The organism is Tundrisphaera lichenicola (assembly GCF_051175385.1).
GTDB lineage: Bacteria > Planctomycetota > Planctomycetia > Isosphaerales > Isosphaeraceae > Tundrisphaera > Tundrisphaera lichenicola.
The window spans coordinates 1,862,608-1,878,918 of sequence record NZ_CP195106.1; the positions used below are offsets into that span (position 1 = coordinate 1,862,608).

Annotated in this window: 15 protein-coding genes, 1 tRNA gene and 2 pseudogenes; 10 read left to right on the top strand and 8 right to left on the bottom strand. The window is 62.5% G+C overall.

Features of this window, described 5'->3' with window-relative positions; genetic code table 11:
• Positions 1–3: 3 nt before the first annotated feature.
• Positions 4–462 (bottom strand): hypothetical protein, encoded by a 459-nt coding sequence (locus P12x_RS07280; protein WP_435010214.1) that lies wholly within the window; start codon positions 460–462, stop codon positions 4–6.
• Positions 463–625: 163 nt separating this feature from the next.
• Here P12x_RS07280 and P12x_RS07285 point away from each other — a divergent pair.
• The 6 genes and pseudogenes from P12x_RS07285 to P12x_RS07310 all read left to right on the top strand — a co-directional run bounded on the left by P12x_RS07285 (position 626) and on the right by P12x_RS07310 (position 7,293).
• Positions 626–1,758 (top strand): IS630 family transposase gene (locus P12x_RS07285; RefSeq protein ID WP_435010215.1). Its coding sequence is split into 2 segments (ribosomal slippage): positions 626–1,058 and positions 1,058–1,758, totalling 1,134 coding nucleotides; the frame shifts between segments, so codons are not numbered across the junction.
• An 828-nt stretch (positions 1,759–2,586) separates the two neighbouring features.
• Positions 2,587–3,861 carry a group II intron reverse transcriptase/maturase gene (ltrA, locus tag P12x_RS07290; RefSeq protein WP_435010216.1) on the top strand — a complete coding sequence of 425 codons (1,275 nt, stop codon included), beginning with the start codon at positions 2,587–2,589 and terminating at the stop codon, positions 3,859–3,861.
• A 321-nt stretch (positions 3,862–4,182) separates the two neighbouring features.
• A complete protein-coding gene (locus P12x_RS07295; protein WP_435010217.1) occupies positions 4,183–4,527 on the top strand; it encodes a helix-turn-helix domain-containing protein in 345 nt (114 codons plus the stop codon).
• A gap of 191 nt (positions 4,528–4,718) precedes the next feature.
• Positions 4,719–5,282 (top strand): annotated as a pseudogene (locus tag P12x_RS07300) (IS630 family transposase).
• A 692-nt stretch (positions 5,283–5,974) separates the two neighbouring features.
• The gene (locus tag P12x_RS07305) at positions 5,975–6,517 is read left to right on the top strand and encodes a hypothetical protein (RefSeq protein ID WP_435010218.1); all 543 of its coding nucleotides are present in this window, start codon (positions 5,975–5,977) and stop codon (positions 6,515–6,517) included.
• Positions 6,484–7,293 carry a tyrosine-type recombinase/integrase gene (locus P12x_RS07310; RefSeq protein ID WP_435010219.1) on the top strand — a complete coding sequence of 270 codons (810 nt, stop codon included), beginning with the start codon at positions 6,484–6,486 and terminating at the stop codon, positions 7,291–7,293. The genes P12x_RS07305 and P12x_RS07310 overlap by 34 nt, the downstream gene beginning before the upstream one ends.
• On the opposite strand, the gene P12x_RS07315 is transcribed toward P12x_RS07310, so the two are convergent.
• The 3 genes from P12x_RS07315 to P12x_RS07325 form a co-directional block, all read right to left on the bottom strand.
• Complete coding sequence (locus P12x_RS07315; protein ID WP_435011646.1) at positions 7,266–7,874, bottom strand: LA2681 family HEPN domain-containing protein; 609 nt, start codon at positions 7,872–7,874, stop codon at positions 7,266–7,268. The two genes, P12x_RS07310 and P12x_RS07315, sit on opposite strands and share 28 nt — an antisense overlap.
• Entirely contained in the window at positions 7,871–9,019 is a 1,149-nt protein-coding gene (locus tag P12x_RS07320) for an IS110 family transposase (protein ID WP_435007631.1), read from the bottom strand. Before P12x_RS07320 ends, P12x_RS07315 begins: the two co-directional genes overlap by 4 nt.
• A gap of 154 nt (positions 9,020–9,173) precedes the next feature.
• Positions 9,174–9,944 (bottom strand): LA2681 family HEPN domain-containing protein, encoded by a 771-nt coding sequence (locus P12x_RS07325; protein ID WP_435011647.1) that lies wholly within the window; start codon positions 9,942–9,944, stop codon positions 9,174–9,176.
• Positions 9,945–10,247: 303 nt separating this feature from the next.
• Between P12x_RS07325 and P12x_RS07330 the strand changes: the two are divergent.
• Both P12x_RS07330 and P12x_RS07335 read left to right on the top strand, forming a co-directional pair.
• Positions 10,248–10,409, top strand: a pseudogene (locus P12x_RS07330) (transposase); the annotation flags it as partial.
• A gap of 91 nt (positions 10,410–10,500) precedes the next feature.
• A complete protein-coding gene (locus tag P12x_RS07335; RefSeq protein WP_435010220.1) occupies positions 10,501–11,391 on the top strand; it encodes an IS3 family transposase in 891 nt (296 codons plus the stop codon).
• A 16-nt stretch (positions 11,392–11,407) separates the two neighbouring features.
• Here the strand turns inward: P12x_RS07335 and P12x_RS07340 are convergent, their stop codons facing one another.
• From P12x_RS07340 to P12x_RS07355, 4 genes are all read right to left on the bottom strand, one after another.
• Positions 11,408–11,713, bottom strand: coding sequence for a hypothetical protein (locus P12x_RS07340; protein WP_435010221.1), 306 nt, complete (start codon positions 11,711–11,713; stop codon positions 11,408–11,410).
• A 70-nt stretch (positions 11,714–11,783) separates the two neighbouring features.
• Positions 11,784–13,067: an IS701 family transposase gene (locus tag P12x_RS07345; protein ID WP_435009930.1), complete on the bottom strand. Its 1,284-nt coding sequence runs from the start codon at positions 13,065–13,067 to the stop codon at positions 11,784–11,786.
• 209 nt (positions 13,068–13,276) lie between these two features.
• Complete coding sequence (locus P12x_RS07350) at positions 13,277–14,281, bottom strand: IS701 family transposase (protein WP_435005193.1); 1,005 nt, start codon at positions 14,279–14,281, stop codon at positions 13,277–13,279.
• Positions 14,282–14,399: 118 nt separating this feature from the next.
• Positions 14,400–14,473: transfer RNA gene (locus tag P12x_RS07355), tRNA-Asp, on the bottom strand.
• A gap of 171 nt (positions 14,474–14,644) precedes the next feature.
• Between P12x_RS07355 and P12x_RS07360 the strand changes: the two genes are divergently transcribed.
• Together P12x_RS07360 and P12x_RS07365 are read left to right on the top strand one after the other, a co-directional pair.
• Positions 14,645–15,598 (top strand): UTP--glucose-1-phosphate uridylyltransferase, encoded by a 954-nt coding sequence (locus P12x_RS07360; RefSeq protein ID WP_435010222.1) that lies wholly within the window; start codon positions 14,645–14,647, stop codon positions 15,596–15,598.
• A 177-nt stretch (positions 15,599–15,775) separates the two neighbouring features.
• On the top strand, positions 15,776–16,297 hold the full coding sequence (locus P12x_RS07365) for a DUF421 domain-containing protein (protein ID WP_435010223.1): 522 nt from the start codon (positions 15,776–15,778) through the stop codon (positions 16,295–16,297).
• The last annotated feature ends 14 nt before the right edge of the window (positions 16,298–16,311 follow it).

Genomic DNA, 16,311 nt, shown 5'->3' on the forward strand with positions numbered 1-16,311 from the left:
ACCTCAAAACAAGAACAGCTGGTAAGCAACGAAAGACACCATCCCCGAGAGGATCAGGGCGATCATGTTCGTCACGATCAGGGATTTCCGCCCCCGTGCGCCCAATTTCGTCGTCAGGGCGACCAGGGCCAGGGTTACGACACCCGAGACGAAGTTCTCCGCGAACTCGCTGGCGTGGAAGGGCAAGCCGGCGGGAAGGCCCGGGGCGATGGGCCAGAGCTTGATCCAGTGCCAGCGGTAGCTATTCCACGGATAGTCCATCAGGACGATCCAGGAGAACGGCAGGTAGATGCAGGAGAGTGAGGCGAGATACGGGATAGGCCATCGGCTTGCGTTCTGGGGGAGGAGCGTGGTTAACGCCCCTGCCATGATCAGGGAGAGGATGGCGAACCGCGCATCGATCATCAGGAGGGCGAGGACGGCGACGGCGATCATCTGGTTGCGGATGGTGAGGCGAGGCATGGACGTGCCTGGAGAAGGGTTCGAGTTGTGGGGATATGGTAGCCGAGCAGCGGGGGCTGGGCGATCCCCAAAGGGGCCGGGCTCTAGAAGTCCGCCTCCGCTGACTTGAGGGCTGCACCTGACTTTGTTCTCCTGAAGCAATAACCGCTTCAGGAGCAACGAGTTGAAGAAGTACATCGTCACTCTGACCGCCGGCGAACGCCAGGCCCTCCACGACCTCATCGCCGCCGGCAAGGCCGCCGCCCAGAAGCTGGCCCACGCCCGCATCCTGCTCAAGGCCGATGCCGCCGAGGGCGGCCCGGCCTGGCCCGATCATCGGATCGCCGAGGCCCTGGAGGTCAGCGACGCCACCATCGAGCGGGTCCGCCAGCGGTTCGTCGAGCAGGGCCTGGAGGCCGCCCTGGTCCGCAAGCCGCAGGATCGGCCCAGCCGCCAGCGGACCCTCGACGGCCGGGCCGAGGCCCGGCTCATCGCCCTGGCCTGCTCCGCACCGCCGGACGGCCGCAAGGGCTGGACCATGCAGATGCTGGCCGACCGGCTGGTCGAACTGGAGGTCGTCCCCATGGTCTCCGACGAGACCGTGCGGCGGGCTCTGAAAAAAATGAACTGAAGCCGCACCTCAGGCAGCAGTGGTGCATCCCGCCGGAGTCCAATGCCGACTTCGTCTGCCACATGGAGGACGTGCTCGACGTCTACCACCGGCCCCACGACCCGAAGCGGCCGGTGGTCTGCCTGGACGAGGCCAGCAAGCAGCTCGTCGGCGAGGTGACCCGTCCGATCCCGGCGGGGCCGGGGCAGCCCGAGCGGTTCGACTACGAGTACACCCGAAGCGGCACGGCCAACCTGTTCATGGTCTCCGAGCCGCTGACGGGCTGGCGGGCGGTGAGTGTGACCGACCGCCGGACGGCCGTGGATTTCGCCGAGGTGGTGCGTTGGCTCGTGGAGGAGGTGTACGAGGAGGCCGAGGTGGTCGTCCTGGTGATGGACAACCTGAACACGCACAAGCTGGCCTCGCTCTACGAGGCGTTCCCGCCGGAGCGAGCCCGGCGGATCGCCGAGAGGCTGGAGATCCACCACACGCCGAAGCACGGGAGCTGGCTGAACATGGCCGAGATCGAGCTGTCGGTCCTGTCCCGGCAGTGCCTGGACCGGCGGATCGAGTCGGCCGAGATCCTGCGGCGAGAGGTGGCGGCGTGGGAGGAGGAGCGGAACGAGAGGATGGTGACGGTGGAATGGCAATTCACCACGGCAGACGCACGGGTTAAGCTCCGCAGACTATACCCAACAATTCAATAGTGGTGGACTACTAGTCGCTTTACTCCCGGAGCCGCCGAAGTGGCCGTCTCCGCCCTGCGGGTGACGATCCCTATCGCGGGGGCCGACATTGGCTATTACCAAGCGGTGAATTGTCCCTTCGGAAGCTTCGCTTCCAAGAAAGTGGCATTCAGAAAAAGAGTGTCATAGCGTCAGGTAAGCTCGAGAAGGGAGGAAGAGACTCGAACTCGGAAACCTTTCATTGCAACCCTGCGGGTTAACGAATCCCGCCCGGCAAAGCCTAGCCAGCAGCCGGAAGCGAGTCTTGCGTGGTGGCGGGCGACCTCCACTGCGAAGCGTAGACAGCGAGTCCCGATGCCGTGCGATCGAGCCCCGAAATCTTTGCTCGCGGGAGCCACCGTTGTTGACACAAGCGGGGGCCGCGCCGAGACGCCGCAATGGCTTGGCGTTCCTCGGTCCTACCGGGGTCCCAGAACAGGGCGCAGGGACAAGAGGGCTGCTCGGGAACCTGAGAGGCCCGGCCACCTCCGTCATGGATGCCGGTTGGAGACCCGGCTTACCAACTCCAGGCTGATCCCCAGCTCCGGTCCTGGGCTGGTGGGGACGAACAGGGGACAAGACGAGGGTATCGCCAAGCGAAGGCAACGAAGTGCGGCGAGATGGGCGGTCGGGAGTCAGAGCGTCCCATAGTAGCGTTGAAGTGGGGGAACTCGCCCGAAGGACCCCATGGAGCGAAGGGGATGCCATTTCAAAAAACCGTTGGAGGGAAACATGGCGGGTGCATCGGAACCCGTGGACGTGTCCACGAAACGACAACGGATAGCGGAACTCGCTCGGCAAAGCCCGGAGATGGGATTCACGTCCCTGGCTTACTTCATCGACATCGACTGGTTGCGTGAGGCGTACCGGCGTACGCGCAAGGACGGGGCGGTGGGCGTGGACGGACAGAGAGGCGAGGACTACGCGGTGGACCTGGAGAGCAATCTCCGGTCGCTGCTGGAACGAGCCAAGTCCGGGACGTATCAGGCGCCTCCGGTGCGTCGGGTCCGAATCCCCAAGGCCGGCTCGGCGACCGAAACTCGGCCGCTCGGCATTCCGACCTTCGAGGATAAGGTGCTCCAGCGTGCGGTCGTCATGGTCCTGGAGGCGGTCTACGAGCAGGACTTCAAGGACTGCTCTTACGGCTTCCGTCCGGGACGATCGGCGCACCAAGCTCTGGAGCGTCTCTGGCAAGAGATGATGGCGACGGGGGGTGGCTGGATCGTGGAGGTCGATATCCGAAAATTTTTCGATATGATCGACCACGGACATCTGCGTGATTTTCTCAAGCGTCGGGTACGAGACGGGGTGCTGCTTCGACTGATCGGCAAATGGCTCAACGCGGGCGTGCTGGACGACGGATGCCTGAGGCATCCCGAGGCCGGCTCGCCGCAGGGCGGGGTGGTCAGCCCGATGCTTTCGAACGTGTTCCTGCACTATGTGCTGGACGACTGGTTCGAGCGGGAGGTCCAACCACGCCTGAAGGGGCATTCCTTCCTGATCCGGTTTGCGGACGACTTCGTAATGGGTTTCACCTGTGAAGAGGAGGCCCGACCGGTGATGGAGGTGCTGCCCAAGCGTTTCGAGAAGTACGGTCTGACGCTCCACCCGGAGAAGACGCGGCTGGTGCCGTTCGAGCGGCCACCAGCCCGTCCCGAGCGATCGGCGACCTCGGAGGGGACCCCCGCAGGGACATTCGACCTGCTGGGGTTCACTCATTACTGGGGCCGCTCTCGACGGGGTCATTGGGTGGTCCATCGTCAGACGTCCAGGAGTCGATTTTGCCGCGGACTGACGGCGATCGCGGATTGGTGCCGAAAGCATCGACACGACGCGCTGCCGCAACAGCACACGACCCTGAGTCAGAAGCTTCGTGGCCACTTCTGCTACTACGGAATCACGGGCAATGCAGATGCGTTGAACCGATTCCGGCGGGGAGTGGTCGGGCTGTGGAGGAAATGGCTTGGCCGACGCCACCGCGCCGGTGAAGTCTCCTGGGAGCGGATGTATCGTCTGCTGGAGCGGTATCCGCTTCCACCGGCGATCGTCGTCCACTCGGTGTACCGTCACGCAGCGAAGGTTTGAAACGAGGAGCCGTGTGCGTTAATCGCGCGAGCACGGATCTGTGGGGGGTCTGGGTGGGAGACCACCCAGACCTACCCGGCGGAAACGAGCCAAATTCAAGGCAATTATTCGCGCCGATTGACAAATAAACGCTTGAATGTTATTCAAGAACTGCTACAAACAATGAAGGCGAGGTGATCAGACCCCGCCTTCTACAACCGCCAAGATGGAGCTTAAACCCAAAGCTTCCAGAGACCGGGAGTTTCCCCTGAGAGCCCGCTTCGATACCTTGGAGAACCTCAGGAGATTGGGATAATCGACTCAGCCACAGGAGGGCCTCGAATGATCCGCGTCGAGATCCAGAAGTGGGGGCAATCGCTCGATGACCTGCGACGCCTGGCCCTCCTGGCCGATCACCCCCGCACCCGCGAACGCTTGCTGGCCCTCTCCCTGATCGCCGACGGGACCCACAATGCTACCTCCTGGGCCGCTCAGTATGGGCGTCAGGACGACACCGTGCTCGAGTGGGTCCACGACTACAACACTCAGGGGCCCGATGCCCTGACCTCCCGTCGTACCGGCGGGCCGGCCCCCCTTTTGCGCCCGATCGAGCCCGGCAACTCGTCGAGGCCGTCACCACCACCGAGCCGATCGACCACGGGCTGCCCGGCCACGGCTGGACATTGAAGAAGCTCCGGCTGTGGGTGCAGAGTAACTTGGGCCGCACCGTGGGACGCCATGCGATCCGACGGATTTCGCTGGCCGCCAAGCTGAGCTGGAAGAGGATCAACAAGCTGCTGGGCAAGGCCAAGGCCCCCAAGCGTGGCGAGCACATCGCCCGGCTCGAGGAGCTATTCGCCCGCGTCTGTCGCGACGAAGTGAGGTTGGTCTACATCGATGAGTCGCACTTCCATCAGGATCTGGACGAGGGCTACACCTGGGGTCCCAGGGGCAAGCGGTCCTGGCGGGTCAGCACGTGCCCGGGGCTTTCGCAGCGGCTCAACTGGTACGGGGCGTACGACTTCACCCACGGGCAATGCCTGATCTGGGAAGACGGTCCGTGCGACGGCAATGGCACGTGCCACTTCCTGGAGCGTGTGGCCCGCTGACGGGCCGGCCTTTCCGGAAAGATCGTAGTGATCTGGGACAACGCCCCCTGCCACATCGCCAAGGTGGTGACCGGGCATGCCGAGAAATTGGGGGGCGAGTTGGTCTTCCTGCCGGGCTACAGCCCGGACCTTAACCCGATGGAAAGGCTGTGGGATTGGATGCGCGAGGAGGTGACGCGGGGCCACTGCCACGCCAGCCTGGCGGCGTTGAGGGCGGATTGCCAGCAGTTCATCGCCGGGATCAATGCCGCTCCCGAAACCGTGGTCGATCGACTCTGGCCGAAGTTTGAACTCAATCCGGAGTATGAGGCGAAACTCCTGGTCTCAACGTGAACTGGGATTAGTGGCTTGGCCCGCATGGCACTATTCGTCGCAGGGGGAGCGATTCCCGATGACTCCTCCAAATTCTCTCCCACCGCTACTCCAGGGATTCTCGCTTTGCCCTGCTCGCACAGCGGCAGTTTCTCAAGGTCGGTTACACCCGTTCCTCACCCAGCGGGCTGAACTTCGCGAAACGTAGGGGCTTGTCCACGGGTCCTCGACCACTTGACGACCCAGCACGAGGCCGAGTCATCGGGTCTTGGGAAAACATGAACGAGCATCCTGACCGTCACGAGGGGCGGGACTCCTGAGATCGCTCTGACGAAGACCATACCCGAGCAAATTGGTATTCTGGCTGTCCTATCGACACGAGTGTCGCCCCCAATCGGGTGCCTCAATAGTGCCTCCATCTTGGCCAAGATCATGCCACACGACTTCCCAACAACTCAACATGGGATGTCGCCGCAACGGCATGGGCTGCCCGAAGTTAGAATCGCAAATCACTAGGCAGAAATGGTTTATGACGAGGAGCATTAATAGATTCAGGTCCTAGTCCGCTTAACGGCGGGTGGAGGTTCAAGTCCTCTCTTCGGCACTTTGCAGGGTAAGGGGTTGCGTCGCGAGACGCAGCCCCTTATTCTTTGGTCCAGAGGCTACTTGGCAACAATTTGGCAACAGCATTGCCGTGGCATTGGAGTCATCCAATGGCCAGTCTCCAGGAACACACGGGCACTTACCGGGTCATTTTCCGGTTCCACGGCAAACAGCATTTCGTGATGATCGGCAAGGTTTCGCCGCAGGAGGCCGAGGCCAAAGCCGCCCAGGTCGATTACCTGCTCATGCGGCTGAAGCAAGGGCTGATCGAGCTGCCGCCTGGTGTCGGCATCGCCGAATTCGTCCAGCACGACGGCAAACCGCCCGCACCCGCCACCCCGGCCAGTGCCAGCCGAAAGACGCTGACCCTGGACACGCTCCGCGACCGCAACCTTACGACGCGGGCAACGGGACGCGAGAAAAGCACACTCTACACCGACCGCATCCACTTCAAGCATCTGGTCGCCACCCTCGGCGAGAAATTCCCGCTCGAAGGATTGAGCCAGACCGACCTCCAACGGCACATCGAGCGACGGGCGAAGTTGGGCATTTCCGCCACGACGATCAGGAAGGAGTTTCGACGCTTCGGACCGCATGGTATTGGGCAATCCATGCGGGATTGCACTCGGGCGATTACCCGAACAAGGGGCTGATCTACCCCAAGACCGATGAGCTTCCGCCCTACCAGACCCGCGAGGAAATCGAGCGGCAGGCGGCAGCGGCGGGCATGACCAAGGAGCAGATTGACGAACTGTGGGACGCCCTTTATTTACGGCCCGCTGAGATTGCCGAATTACTTGAGCACGTCCGCACCCACGCCCGGCACCCGTGGATTTATCCGCTCGCCTGTATGGCTGGGCATACCGGGACCAGGCGAAGCGAGCTGATCCGGATGCAGGTGGCCGACGTTGATTTCGCAGGCGGCAGCGTCATCATCCGCGAGAAGAAGCGGGTGAAGGGCAAACGCTCGACCCGCCGGGCACCAATCACACCGCTCTTGCGGGAAGCCCTTACGGTCTGGCTTGCCATCCATCCGGGCGGGCCGACGCTCTTTTGCCAGTCGGGCCAGGTGGCCCACAGCAAGAAGCGGAGCCGCACCACCGGCCACCAGAACGGAAAGGGGAGGGCGACGACGCTGAAGGGCCGCATGGCATCCGTGAAGCAACGCGACGAGGCCCCAGGGCCGGAGCCGCTTACCGCCGGGGAAGTCCACGACCATTTCAAGCGAACGCTGGCCAAGTCGAAATGGGAGGTGGTTCGCGGCCTGCACACGCTCCGGCATTCCGTGGCGTCGTGCCTTGCCGCCGCTGGCGTCGATCAGCGGATCATCGACGACATGCTTGGCCATGTCTCTGAGGAGATGCGACGGCGATACCGCCACCTGACGCCCCAGGTGAAGAGTCAGGCCGTGCTTTCGGTATTCGGCTGATCCAGGCGTGCTTCCATGCCCGGCTTATCGGCATCGTTCATCCAGCGGATTGGCAGGGTGAGGATTTTATCGTCGGAACCTCTCGCATGTTGCTTTCGCCCTTCTTCGACATGCACGGCGTAAGCCATGTACACCAGGGCGGAGCGGGCCAGCTTCATCAGCCGGATCGTGCGTTGCACCAGCATGCCGCAGCCGATGGAGAAAGCCGCGTCGGCGGGCATCTTGCCCGCCGCCTCCGCCGCTGCGGATAGCTCAGGCCAAAGATCGTCGTGAACCTTCAGGTACTTATGCTCCGCATGATTGCGGGTAATGTCGATCTCGCGGGCCTCCGGCTCCATCGCATCGCGGAAGCCGGGTGTCGCGTTGAATAGATCCTTGGCCATCCAGAACAGGCCACGCAACGGCCAGTTTTCGCGGGATTCGATTTCTGGTTTCAGGCCCTTGTCGGGCTTTTGCGACTGCTGCTGCTCAGAAAATTTCGATTGACGTTCGCAATCACCAGACGGACGGCGATCGGGGTCGGCTCGCTTGGGGGGGCGTTTGCGACCTCGGGTAGCTCGGGAGTTCGGCTGGATGGTCAGGCCGCTTCGTTCTGATCGACGATCTCCCGGTACGTCGTCTTCTCCTTGAGCAAGTGGTAGATGATCACCAGGAGCGTATGAGCCACCGCGATGGCGGCTCGCTTCTGGCCCCGGCTTCTCGCGATCCGGGAGAATTTCCTGGCCAGGTGCGTCTTCCTGGCCCGCGACGCCGCCCAGGCCGCCTGGACCAGAGCCGTCTTCAACCAGCGGTTGCCCGGTGTGGTCCGCCCGCTCTGACGTTTTCCGGCGCTCTCGTGGTTGCCGCTGGCCAGACCCGCCCACGACGAGAGGTGCCCCGCCGAGGGAAACTGGTCCATGTCCTGGCCGATCTCCGCCAGGATCACCTGAGCGACCCGGACGTCAACGCCCGGGATCGTCATCAGACGGGCTACCAGCTCCCCCGCCGGGGGGAGCGTCTCCTCGATCCGCTCCTCATAGCGTCGGATTATCGCTTCGAGGTGAAGCAGGTGATCCATCTGGGTCCGGAGCAAGAACCGGTGGTGTTCGGTCACCGACCCCCGCAACGCCAGTTGGAGTTGCGGGATCTTACCTCGGAGCCGGCGTCGGGCCAGGTCCGCCAGCTTGACCGGGTCGTATTCGCCTCGGATGATCGCCTCGATCATGGCCCGGCCCGAGACGCCCAGGACTTCCGAGGCGACCGAGCCGAGCTTGATGTTGGCATCTTCCAGGACCTTGGCGATCCGATTGGCGACGGCGGTCTTCTGACCGACCAACTGGGTCCGCTGGCGGGTCAGGTCTCGGAGTTGCCGGGTCGATTGGGGCGGGATGAAACTGGGACGCAACAATCCAGGTTGTAGCAATTGAGCGATCCACTCACTGTCCTTGACATCGGTCTTCCGGCCCGGGACCTGCTTGATGTGATGGGCGTTGACCAGGATTACGGTGAACCGCGACTCCAGGATATTGAAGACGGGTTTCCAGTAGGACCCGGTGGACTCCATCGCGATCGTGGCGACCCCTTGAGCCCCGAGCCAGTCGCCCAGGGCGAGGAGGTCGCCGGTCATGGTGGCGAAGGTCTTGATGGTCTTGGAGACCTTGCCCGCGGGGTGGACCCTCCGGACGCAGGCGACGACGGTCTTCTTGTGGACATCCAGGCCGGCGCAGCAGTCATGCAACACGTCCATCGACGGGTCTCCCCAGAGTAGCCCCTCGCACGGGGGACATCGCGGGGAGGAAAGCACTCTGCTCGACGTGCTCCGAGTGGTAAGCTCGGGCGACAGGTTTGGGTACGCGCGATGCCTTTGCGCCAGGCTGACACGCGGGCTCGAAGCACCAGTTTCATATCGGCGTCAAGCCGTGCGAGGGGACGACTTCACTGTAGCGACCGCCCGCCCGATTTTCATCGGTTCGGGTGCCGCCCGAAGGGCGGCATGGGGGCTGATACCAGAAACCGCGAAAGCTCACCTTCCTGGCGGGGATGCCGAGTTCCAGGTAGTAATTCAGGAAGAAGGCCAGCTTGTCGAACAACGAATAAACAGATCGCAGCGCGAATTTCACTTTCTCGCCAGCAAGACCGTAGACGGGATAATCCAGCGTGTCGTATAGCGTGACGCCCGTATCTGAGAAATGGGGCTGCCGGTCGGTCACGCCTTCGTAAAGCAGATAGCGGGCGGACACAAATTCCTGCTTAAGCTGGTTGAAGAACCCCTCGAAATACGGCGAAGCACAGAGCTTTACCGTCACCGGCGGCAGGTGTAAAGAATCGGCCGCCGCCGCAGAGATCGCACCGAGATCGTTCAGCGGATTCAGGAAAAGCCGGTGCGATAGCGACCAGTGGCGATACGCCTGCTCCGCTTTCCCGAAGCCCAGACTGCCCTTCGTCGGATCGAACGGATCTTTTGGTGCATGGGATACCGCGTCAAGGTGTGCGGCGTAGAACTGGAAGCACTCAGCCGCCCCGTATTCCAGCGGAAGCGAACAGGCTTCCTTTAGGCTACGCTGTGCAGCCTGGTGAAAAGCCGTGGTCGAGCAGCAACCCGGTGCATGCGGCAAATGCGGTAATGCACTCAGCATGTGAGTTAGTGTTATCCCGCGATTTCCAAGGGCCATGCCGAAACGGGCATCGATCTTCAATGCCCCGTCAAAACACTCGACCGCTTCGCTGAAACGGCCGAGGCTGCTCAGTCGATTGCCCAGATTGGTCAGTATCTGGCATCGCTGAATGCTGGCAAGCTTCGGAAAGCCCGGCGAATTGCTGGCCCGCCGCAGGTTCACGATTTCTTTTTCCCAGCATTCCGATGCAGGGCCGAACCACTGAACCGCGTGGGAAGCTTGCTGCCCCCTGGGCTGCCCCCCGAAAGTTGGTCCACCTGAAATGGAAGTCCCTCGGTAGACCCGAACCGGGAGGGATCCATGAACAAGAGACGGACCGACGACGAAGTAACTCGATTGTTGAAGGACGCCGACCGCGACCTGGCCAGGGGACTCACCGTCTCCGACTTCTGCCGCAAGGTCGGCGTCGCCCAGACCACCTATCATCGCTGGCGAAAGCGGCATGACCCCAAACAGGTCGATTCCGATCGCCGCTGTCGTCAACTCGAGGTCGAGGTCGAGCGACTCAAGCGGCTCGTGGCCGAGCTGCTCTTGGATAAACAGATGCTCCAGGATGTCGCCAAAAAAAGTGGTGACCCCCGACCAGCAGCGGGCCGTCGCGGGATACCTGACCGAGGAGTACGAGATTTCGCAGCGGAGGGCCGGCCGGGTGATTGGCCGTTCGCGATCGACCTTGCGATACGACCGGAGACCTCAATCCGACGACCCCCCGCTGGTCCGTGAGATCAAGCGTCTGGCCCGACGACATCCCCGATTCGGTTATCGGCGGGTCCACGTGATGTTGGGCCGCAAGGGCTGGTCGGTGAATCTCAAGCGGGTCCATCGGCTCTGGATCGAACTGGGGCTGAGGCGACCGATTCGGCGGAAAATGCCGGGGAAACTCGGTGCCAAGCCGGGTGTTGGCGATAACAGTTGCGTCCGGAAGCCGGCCCGATTCAAGAACGATGTTTGGACATGCGATTTCATTCATGATCGGACCGCCGGGGGAAGTTCGCTCAAGTGGTTGACGTTGGTGGACGAATACACCCGAGCGTGCCTGGTGCTGCACGCGGCCGGTTCGATGACGGGTGCCGAGGTGCGACGGATCGTGGCTCGGGTGGTCGGTCGTCGCGGGGCACCGACCCGGATTCGGAGCGATAACGGCTCGGAGTTCATCTGCGAGGCGTTGACGAGCTGGTGGAAGTCGGTCGGTTCGGAAGCGACCCCGGTGGAGGCGGGGAGCCCGTGGCAGAACGGATACATCGAGTCATTCCACAGCCGGTTGAGAGACGAGTTCCTGGAGCGGGTGGAGTTCGAGAGCGTGGCGGACGCTCGGGCGAAAGGGGGTTGGTTTCGTCGGGAGTACAACACGATCCGGCCGCATAGTTCGATCGGCTACAAGACGCCGCGAGAGTTCAGCGAGGAGTGTGACCGAGAAAAGTCAATGCAAGACACAACCGTTTGAAATATTATCGATGCTATCATTCCATAAGGAAGACTTCCATTTGGAGTGGACCAAAGAATCGGGAGCAGCCCACCCGCAGGCCGCTGAGCCCGCTCCAGGCGTTGGCCTCGAAATAGAAAAACAATGCCCGATGCGGATCATCCAACGAACGGGCTTGCAACTCGTCGCACCACGATACGGCCACGTTCAGGCCGTTTTCGTCGCCCAGCATGGCCGCCAGATCGATCAGGTTGCCGATCCGCTGCAACGCCTGTTCGTCATCCAGCTTGGTTAGTACTACTCCGTTAATATCAACGGCAATTGCAATGAGCGATCCTTGCAATAGGGGCAATTGTGCCGACAGATCGGGGCCAGCAGCCTCTGCAAGGCACGGCGGATCGCCGGCACCGTGATCACCGGGCGGGTCCCCCCCTTTTTCCCGGCCGGGCCGGGTCTCGTTCCTCGCGTTCTCGCTCCAACGCCAGGAACCCGAAGGACAGCATCACCAGGCAGGCGTGATGATGAAAGCCACGCCAGGAACGCCCCTCGTGATGGTCCAATCCGAGTTCTTCCTTCATCTGCTGATAACCTTGCTCCACCGGCCAGCGGCTCTTCCAGAGCCGGACCGCCTTGATCCGGCTGGTTCGGCCCGGCAGGTTCGAGAGGGCGTACTTGATCTTGCCGTCGGCCTGCTCCTCGATCAGCAGCCAGACCGGCTCGGCCCCGGCGCACTCGCCGGTGGCCCAGCCCCCGCCGGGCCAGACCCGAAGCCAGGCGAAGCGGCCCGACAGCTTCCCCTTGGTCCCCTCGCGCCAGGTCACCTTCCGCAGCGGTGTCGAGGCGGCCAACTCTCGCAGGCTCACCGGCTTCGGGGTGCCGGCCTTCAGTCGTGATCGCCGTCGCGGCCGCCCGCCGGACCCCGGCGGTCGGATCGCCGGCCCGGGGACCTCCCACGACGGCTCCTCGGTGAAGACCACCATCTCGTCGGTCACGCCCACGATGTAGGACAGGCCGCGCTCGGCCAACCCCTCTCGGAAGAGCCCGGAGACGCCGTAGCCGGCATCGGCCACCACGAGCCGGCCGGGCAACCCCTCGGCCCGAACCAGATCGAGAAGCTCCAGGGCGATCTGGCCCTTCGTCAGTGCTCGTCGTTGCTCCCGGGGCACGCCCGCCTTGTCGAGCCGCTTGGAGTCATCGAGCCAGGCCTCGGGCAGGTAGAGCCGCATCGCCAGCGGGTAATGGCCCTTCGGGGCGACGTAATGAACCGAGGGTGCGACCTGGCAGTTAGCCTTCTTGCCTTGAGCCCCGCAGTACTGACGCTGCACACCGACGGAGAGCTTGCCCTGCTTGGGGAAGCTCGTATCGTCAATGACGAAGATGCCGGCCGGAGAAGCGAAAGACTCGGCCATGACGGAGCGATAACGCTTCCAGACGGCCATCTCGTCCCAGGTGCTCTGGCCGATGAACTGCTGGAGGGCCTGGTCGAGGTCGGCGACGACCAGGCCGGTCGGGAGGGTGACCTTGCGCGAGAGCGGCTCGATGCTCTTGCGGTCGCCGTCGAGGATCAGTCCCTGGAGGTAGACGCCGGAGTATTGGGCCTGTCGGGGCCGGTTGAAGTCGTCGCGGAAACGGGCGGCGTAGGCGTCGAGCCGTTCGAGGACTTCGGGTGCGAGTTCGGGGGTATAGGTGCGATTCATACCCTGCATACGAACCGGCCAGGCGTTCCGTTCGTATCAGATAACGGAGTAGTACTAGTCGTTTTACTCCCGGAGCCGCCGAAGTGGCCGTCTCCGCCCTGCGGGTGACGATCCCTATCGCGGGGGCCGACATTGGCTATTACCAAGCGGTGAATTGTCCCTTCGGAAGCTTCGCTTCCAAGAAAGTGGCATTCATAGGAGTTACGCGGTCATGTCAGGTTGTACATCGGATTGGCGATATACGCACGCACCGCTCCTCGGATGATCCGGGCCTTCGCCTCGTACCAACTGACCCCCGTGGTGTAGAAATGGTGCTCCAGCCGCAGGAACGCCCGGATCGACAGCCCGATGTGATTCCGCTGCGCCCGCGCCGCCCGGACCTGGGCACGCTCCACCCCGCAGCACTGCTTCAGGCCCCGGTGATAGTTCTCGATCGCCCAGCATCGCTCGGCGTGGGCCAGCCGGGTCAATTCGCCCATCGCCAGGTCGTTGGTCGCCCAGTATTCAACGTCTCCGCCTTGGGAGACCACCTTGAAGACGCGGATCGACCCGAACCCCTCCAGATGAACGATGGTCCCCTCGGGGGCGATCGCCAGTCCTGCGACGGCACGGTAGCCCTGGCGGTCGAGGTCCACCTTGCGGTTGACCTTCAGCTGGGTCAGGAACGTCCAGCCGCAGGCCCGGACCGCCTTGAGGTTCCCCAGGCTCGAATACCAGCTATCGAACGCCACGCACTGCGGCTCGAAGCCGCGGGCCTTGGCCTGGCGGAGCATCGCCAGGAAGTGGTCGTTCTTGGTCAGGCCGTCCTTGGCCTTGTCGTAGACCCGGTAGTCGCAGGGCACGACGGTATCGCCATCGGTCCAGGCCGTGGTGATCAGGTTGATGCCACGGACGACCCGCTTATGCTTGCCCGACCAGTGCCGGCTGACCAGCTCGATCTTCTCGGCGTGGAACTTGTCGAGGGTCGAGTCATCGAGGACCAGCATCCCGCCCTCCTTGCGGACCATGGGCCGGGCCTCTTCCCAGAGCGTGGACGGGTCGGGTTCGATCCGATGGAGCAGACGGGTGAAGGCATCGTGGGCCGGAGCGTCGGGCGACTCGGGTTGCACAGCGGCGGCCTCCGTGCAGCAGAACGCCTTCGGGGAGGCGATGAGGAAATCGATGTAGTCGGTGTCGTGACACTTGGGGTTCGGGGCGTACATGCGATCCATCATGGACGTCCGAACCGATTGGCGCAATATGGACGCCCGATCACTGCCGCGTAACTCCTATGGCATTAGGGGCCGCTTCGAAACGCGAAACCCCTGGTGTAACCAGGGGCTTTCGTCCTAGCGAGGATGACGGGGCTCGAACCCGCAACCTCCGGCGTGACAGGCCGGTGCTCTAACCAATTGAGCTACATCCCCTCTCGCAAAGGGCGTACGAGTAAGATAATGGAACATCCTCAGAGAGTCAAGAGGTAGGATTCTAGGTTGCTCGACGACCCGACTTTTGTTTGTTAGGATCTTCCCTCTGGGAGTCGATTAGAGAGGTTGTGGTGTTCGAGGCGCTTGTCTCGAGCTTGGGAGGAACAGGACTTGAGGATCACGAAGGCGGTCATCACGGCGGCGGGGCGGGGGTCTCGACACTATGCAGCCTTTGACACGGTACAAAAGGCCATGCTTCCCCTGGTCGACCGTGATGGCCTGACCAAACCGGTCCTGCAGATTATCGCCGAGGAAGCCTTGGAGAGCGGTATCGAGGAGATCTGCGTGGTCTCGGCGCCGGGGGATGAAAAGTATTACCGGCTCCAGTTCCAGACTTTCTCCGCGAATCTTTTGTCCTCCTACAAAGGCGTCGGATGGGCCGAAGAGCAGGCGAAGCGAACGAGCGAGTTGGCTGCTCGGCTACGCTTCACCATCCAGGAGGAACCTCTTGGATATGGCCACGCGGTATGGTCGGCCCGTGACTTCGTCGGCGGAGAGCCTTGTCTCCTGCTGCTCGGCGATCATCTCTACATCTCGAAGAAGGACCAGCGCTGCGCCCGGCAATTGCTCGATCTGGCAATCGCGGAAGGTTGTGCCGCTTCGGCGGTACAAGCGACCCGAGAACATCTCATCCACCAGTATGGAACCATCAGCGGCCGCCGGATGCACGACCGGCCCGACGTTTATGTGATCGATGAGATCATCGAGAAACCGAACCCGACGATCGCCGAACTAAAACTTGGTGTCCCGGGAATAAGAGCGGGGCATTACCTTTGTTTCTTCGGGATGCATGTCTTGACGCCGGCCATCTTCGATATCCTGGGGGAACTCGTCGAGCAGGATCGACGCGAACTGGGCTCGATTCAGCTCACGACGGCCTTAAACCAGGTCGCACGAAAGGAACGCTATCTCGCCTTGGAGACCAGCGGGACTCGGTACAACCTGGGTGTGAAGTTCGGCGTGGTCGAGGCTCAAATCGCGCTCTCGCTGGCCGGGGTCGACCGACAATCGATGCTCACGACCCTGCTGGAATCGGTCGTCAGGATCGAGCAGGGGACCAACTGATGACGCCTTGAGGGCCGGGCAAGGTCTCGGCCCCAGACCTGCAAGTTCCGAAGGGAACGGGTCCGAAGGTGGATCGTATTAGTCGATTCGAGGCTCGGGCCAAGAGGACCAGGTCAGCCATCAGGTGGAATCGACGACAAGCGTCGAACTCGCGGTCCAATGCAGGGGCAATCTCCGATGATTTTCGACAACTGGACGGGACTTCAGCGTGTAGTGGTCGTCGGACCACTTGCGTATTTTGCCCTGGTCATCCTGCTTCGGATCTCGGGAAACCGGACGTTATCGAAGATGAACGCCTTCGACATGATCATCACGGTGGCCCTGGGCTCGACCCTGGCGACGGTCTTGCTGACCGAACAGGTCGCCCTGGCCGAGGGAATCCTGGGTTTCACGATCCTCATCGGCCTTCAGTACGCGATGACCTGGCTTTCAACCCGATCGAGGCTCGTTTCGGGCCTCATCAAGTCCGAGCCGAAGCTCCTGCTTCACAACGGCACGATGCTGACCCAGGCCATGCGTCAGGAAAGGGTCATCGAGCCCGAGATTCACCAGGCGGTCCGGGAGGCGGGACTGGCCTCGATCGATCAGGTCCAGGCCCTGGTCCTGGAGACTGACGGGACTTTCTCGGTCGTCAAGTTGTCCTCCGATACCGAATCCCCCTCGGCCCTCCAGAACGTGGAACGTTGGAAATCCGCTTGATCCTCAAGATCCTC

What these genes read in the sequence shown, in the direction of transcription:
- P12x_RS07280 (WP_435010214.1), bottom strand. Translation starts at nt 462, where the DNA reads ATGCCTCGCCTCACCATCCGCAACCAGATGATCGCCGTCGCCGTCCTC.
- ltrA (WP_435010216.1), top strand. Translation starts at nt 2,587, where the DNA reads ATGGGATTCACGTCCCTGGCTTACTTCATCGACATCGACTGGTTGCGT.
- P12x_RS07295 (WP_435010217.1), top strand. Translation starts at nt 4,183, where the DNA reads ATGATCCGCGTCGAGATCCAGAAGTGGGGGCAATCGCTCGATGACCTG.
- P12x_RS07305 (WP_435010218.1), top strand. Translation starts at nt 5,975, where the DNA reads ATGGCCAGTCTCCAGGAACACACGGGCACTTACCGGGTCATTTTCCGG.
- P12x_RS07320 (WP_435007631.1), bottom strand. Translation starts at nt 9,019, where the DNA reads ATGGACGTGTTGCATGACTGCTGCGCCGGCCTGGATGTCCACAAGAAG.
- P12x_RS07325 (WP_435011647.1), bottom strand. Translation starts at nt 9,944, where the DNA reads ATGGCCCTTGGAAATCGCGGGATAACACTAACTCACATGCTGAGTGCA.
- P12x_RS07335 (WP_435010220.1), top strand. Translation starts at nt 10,501, where the DNA reads ATGTCGCCAAAAAAAGTGGTGACCCCCGACCAGCAGCGGGCCGTCGCG.
- P12x_RS07345 (WP_435009930.1), bottom strand. Translation starts at nt 13,067, where the DNA reads ATGAATCGCACCTATACCCCCGAACTCGCACCCGAAGTCCTCGAACGG.
- P12x_RS07350 (WP_435005193.1), bottom strand. Translation starts at nt 14,281, where the DNA reads ATGATGGATCGCATGTACGCCCCGAACCCCAAGTGTCACGACACCGAC.
- P12x_RS07365 (WP_435010223.1), top strand. Translation starts at nt 15,776, where the DNA reads ATGATTTTCGACAACTGGACGGGACTTCAGCGTGTAGTGGTCGTCGGA.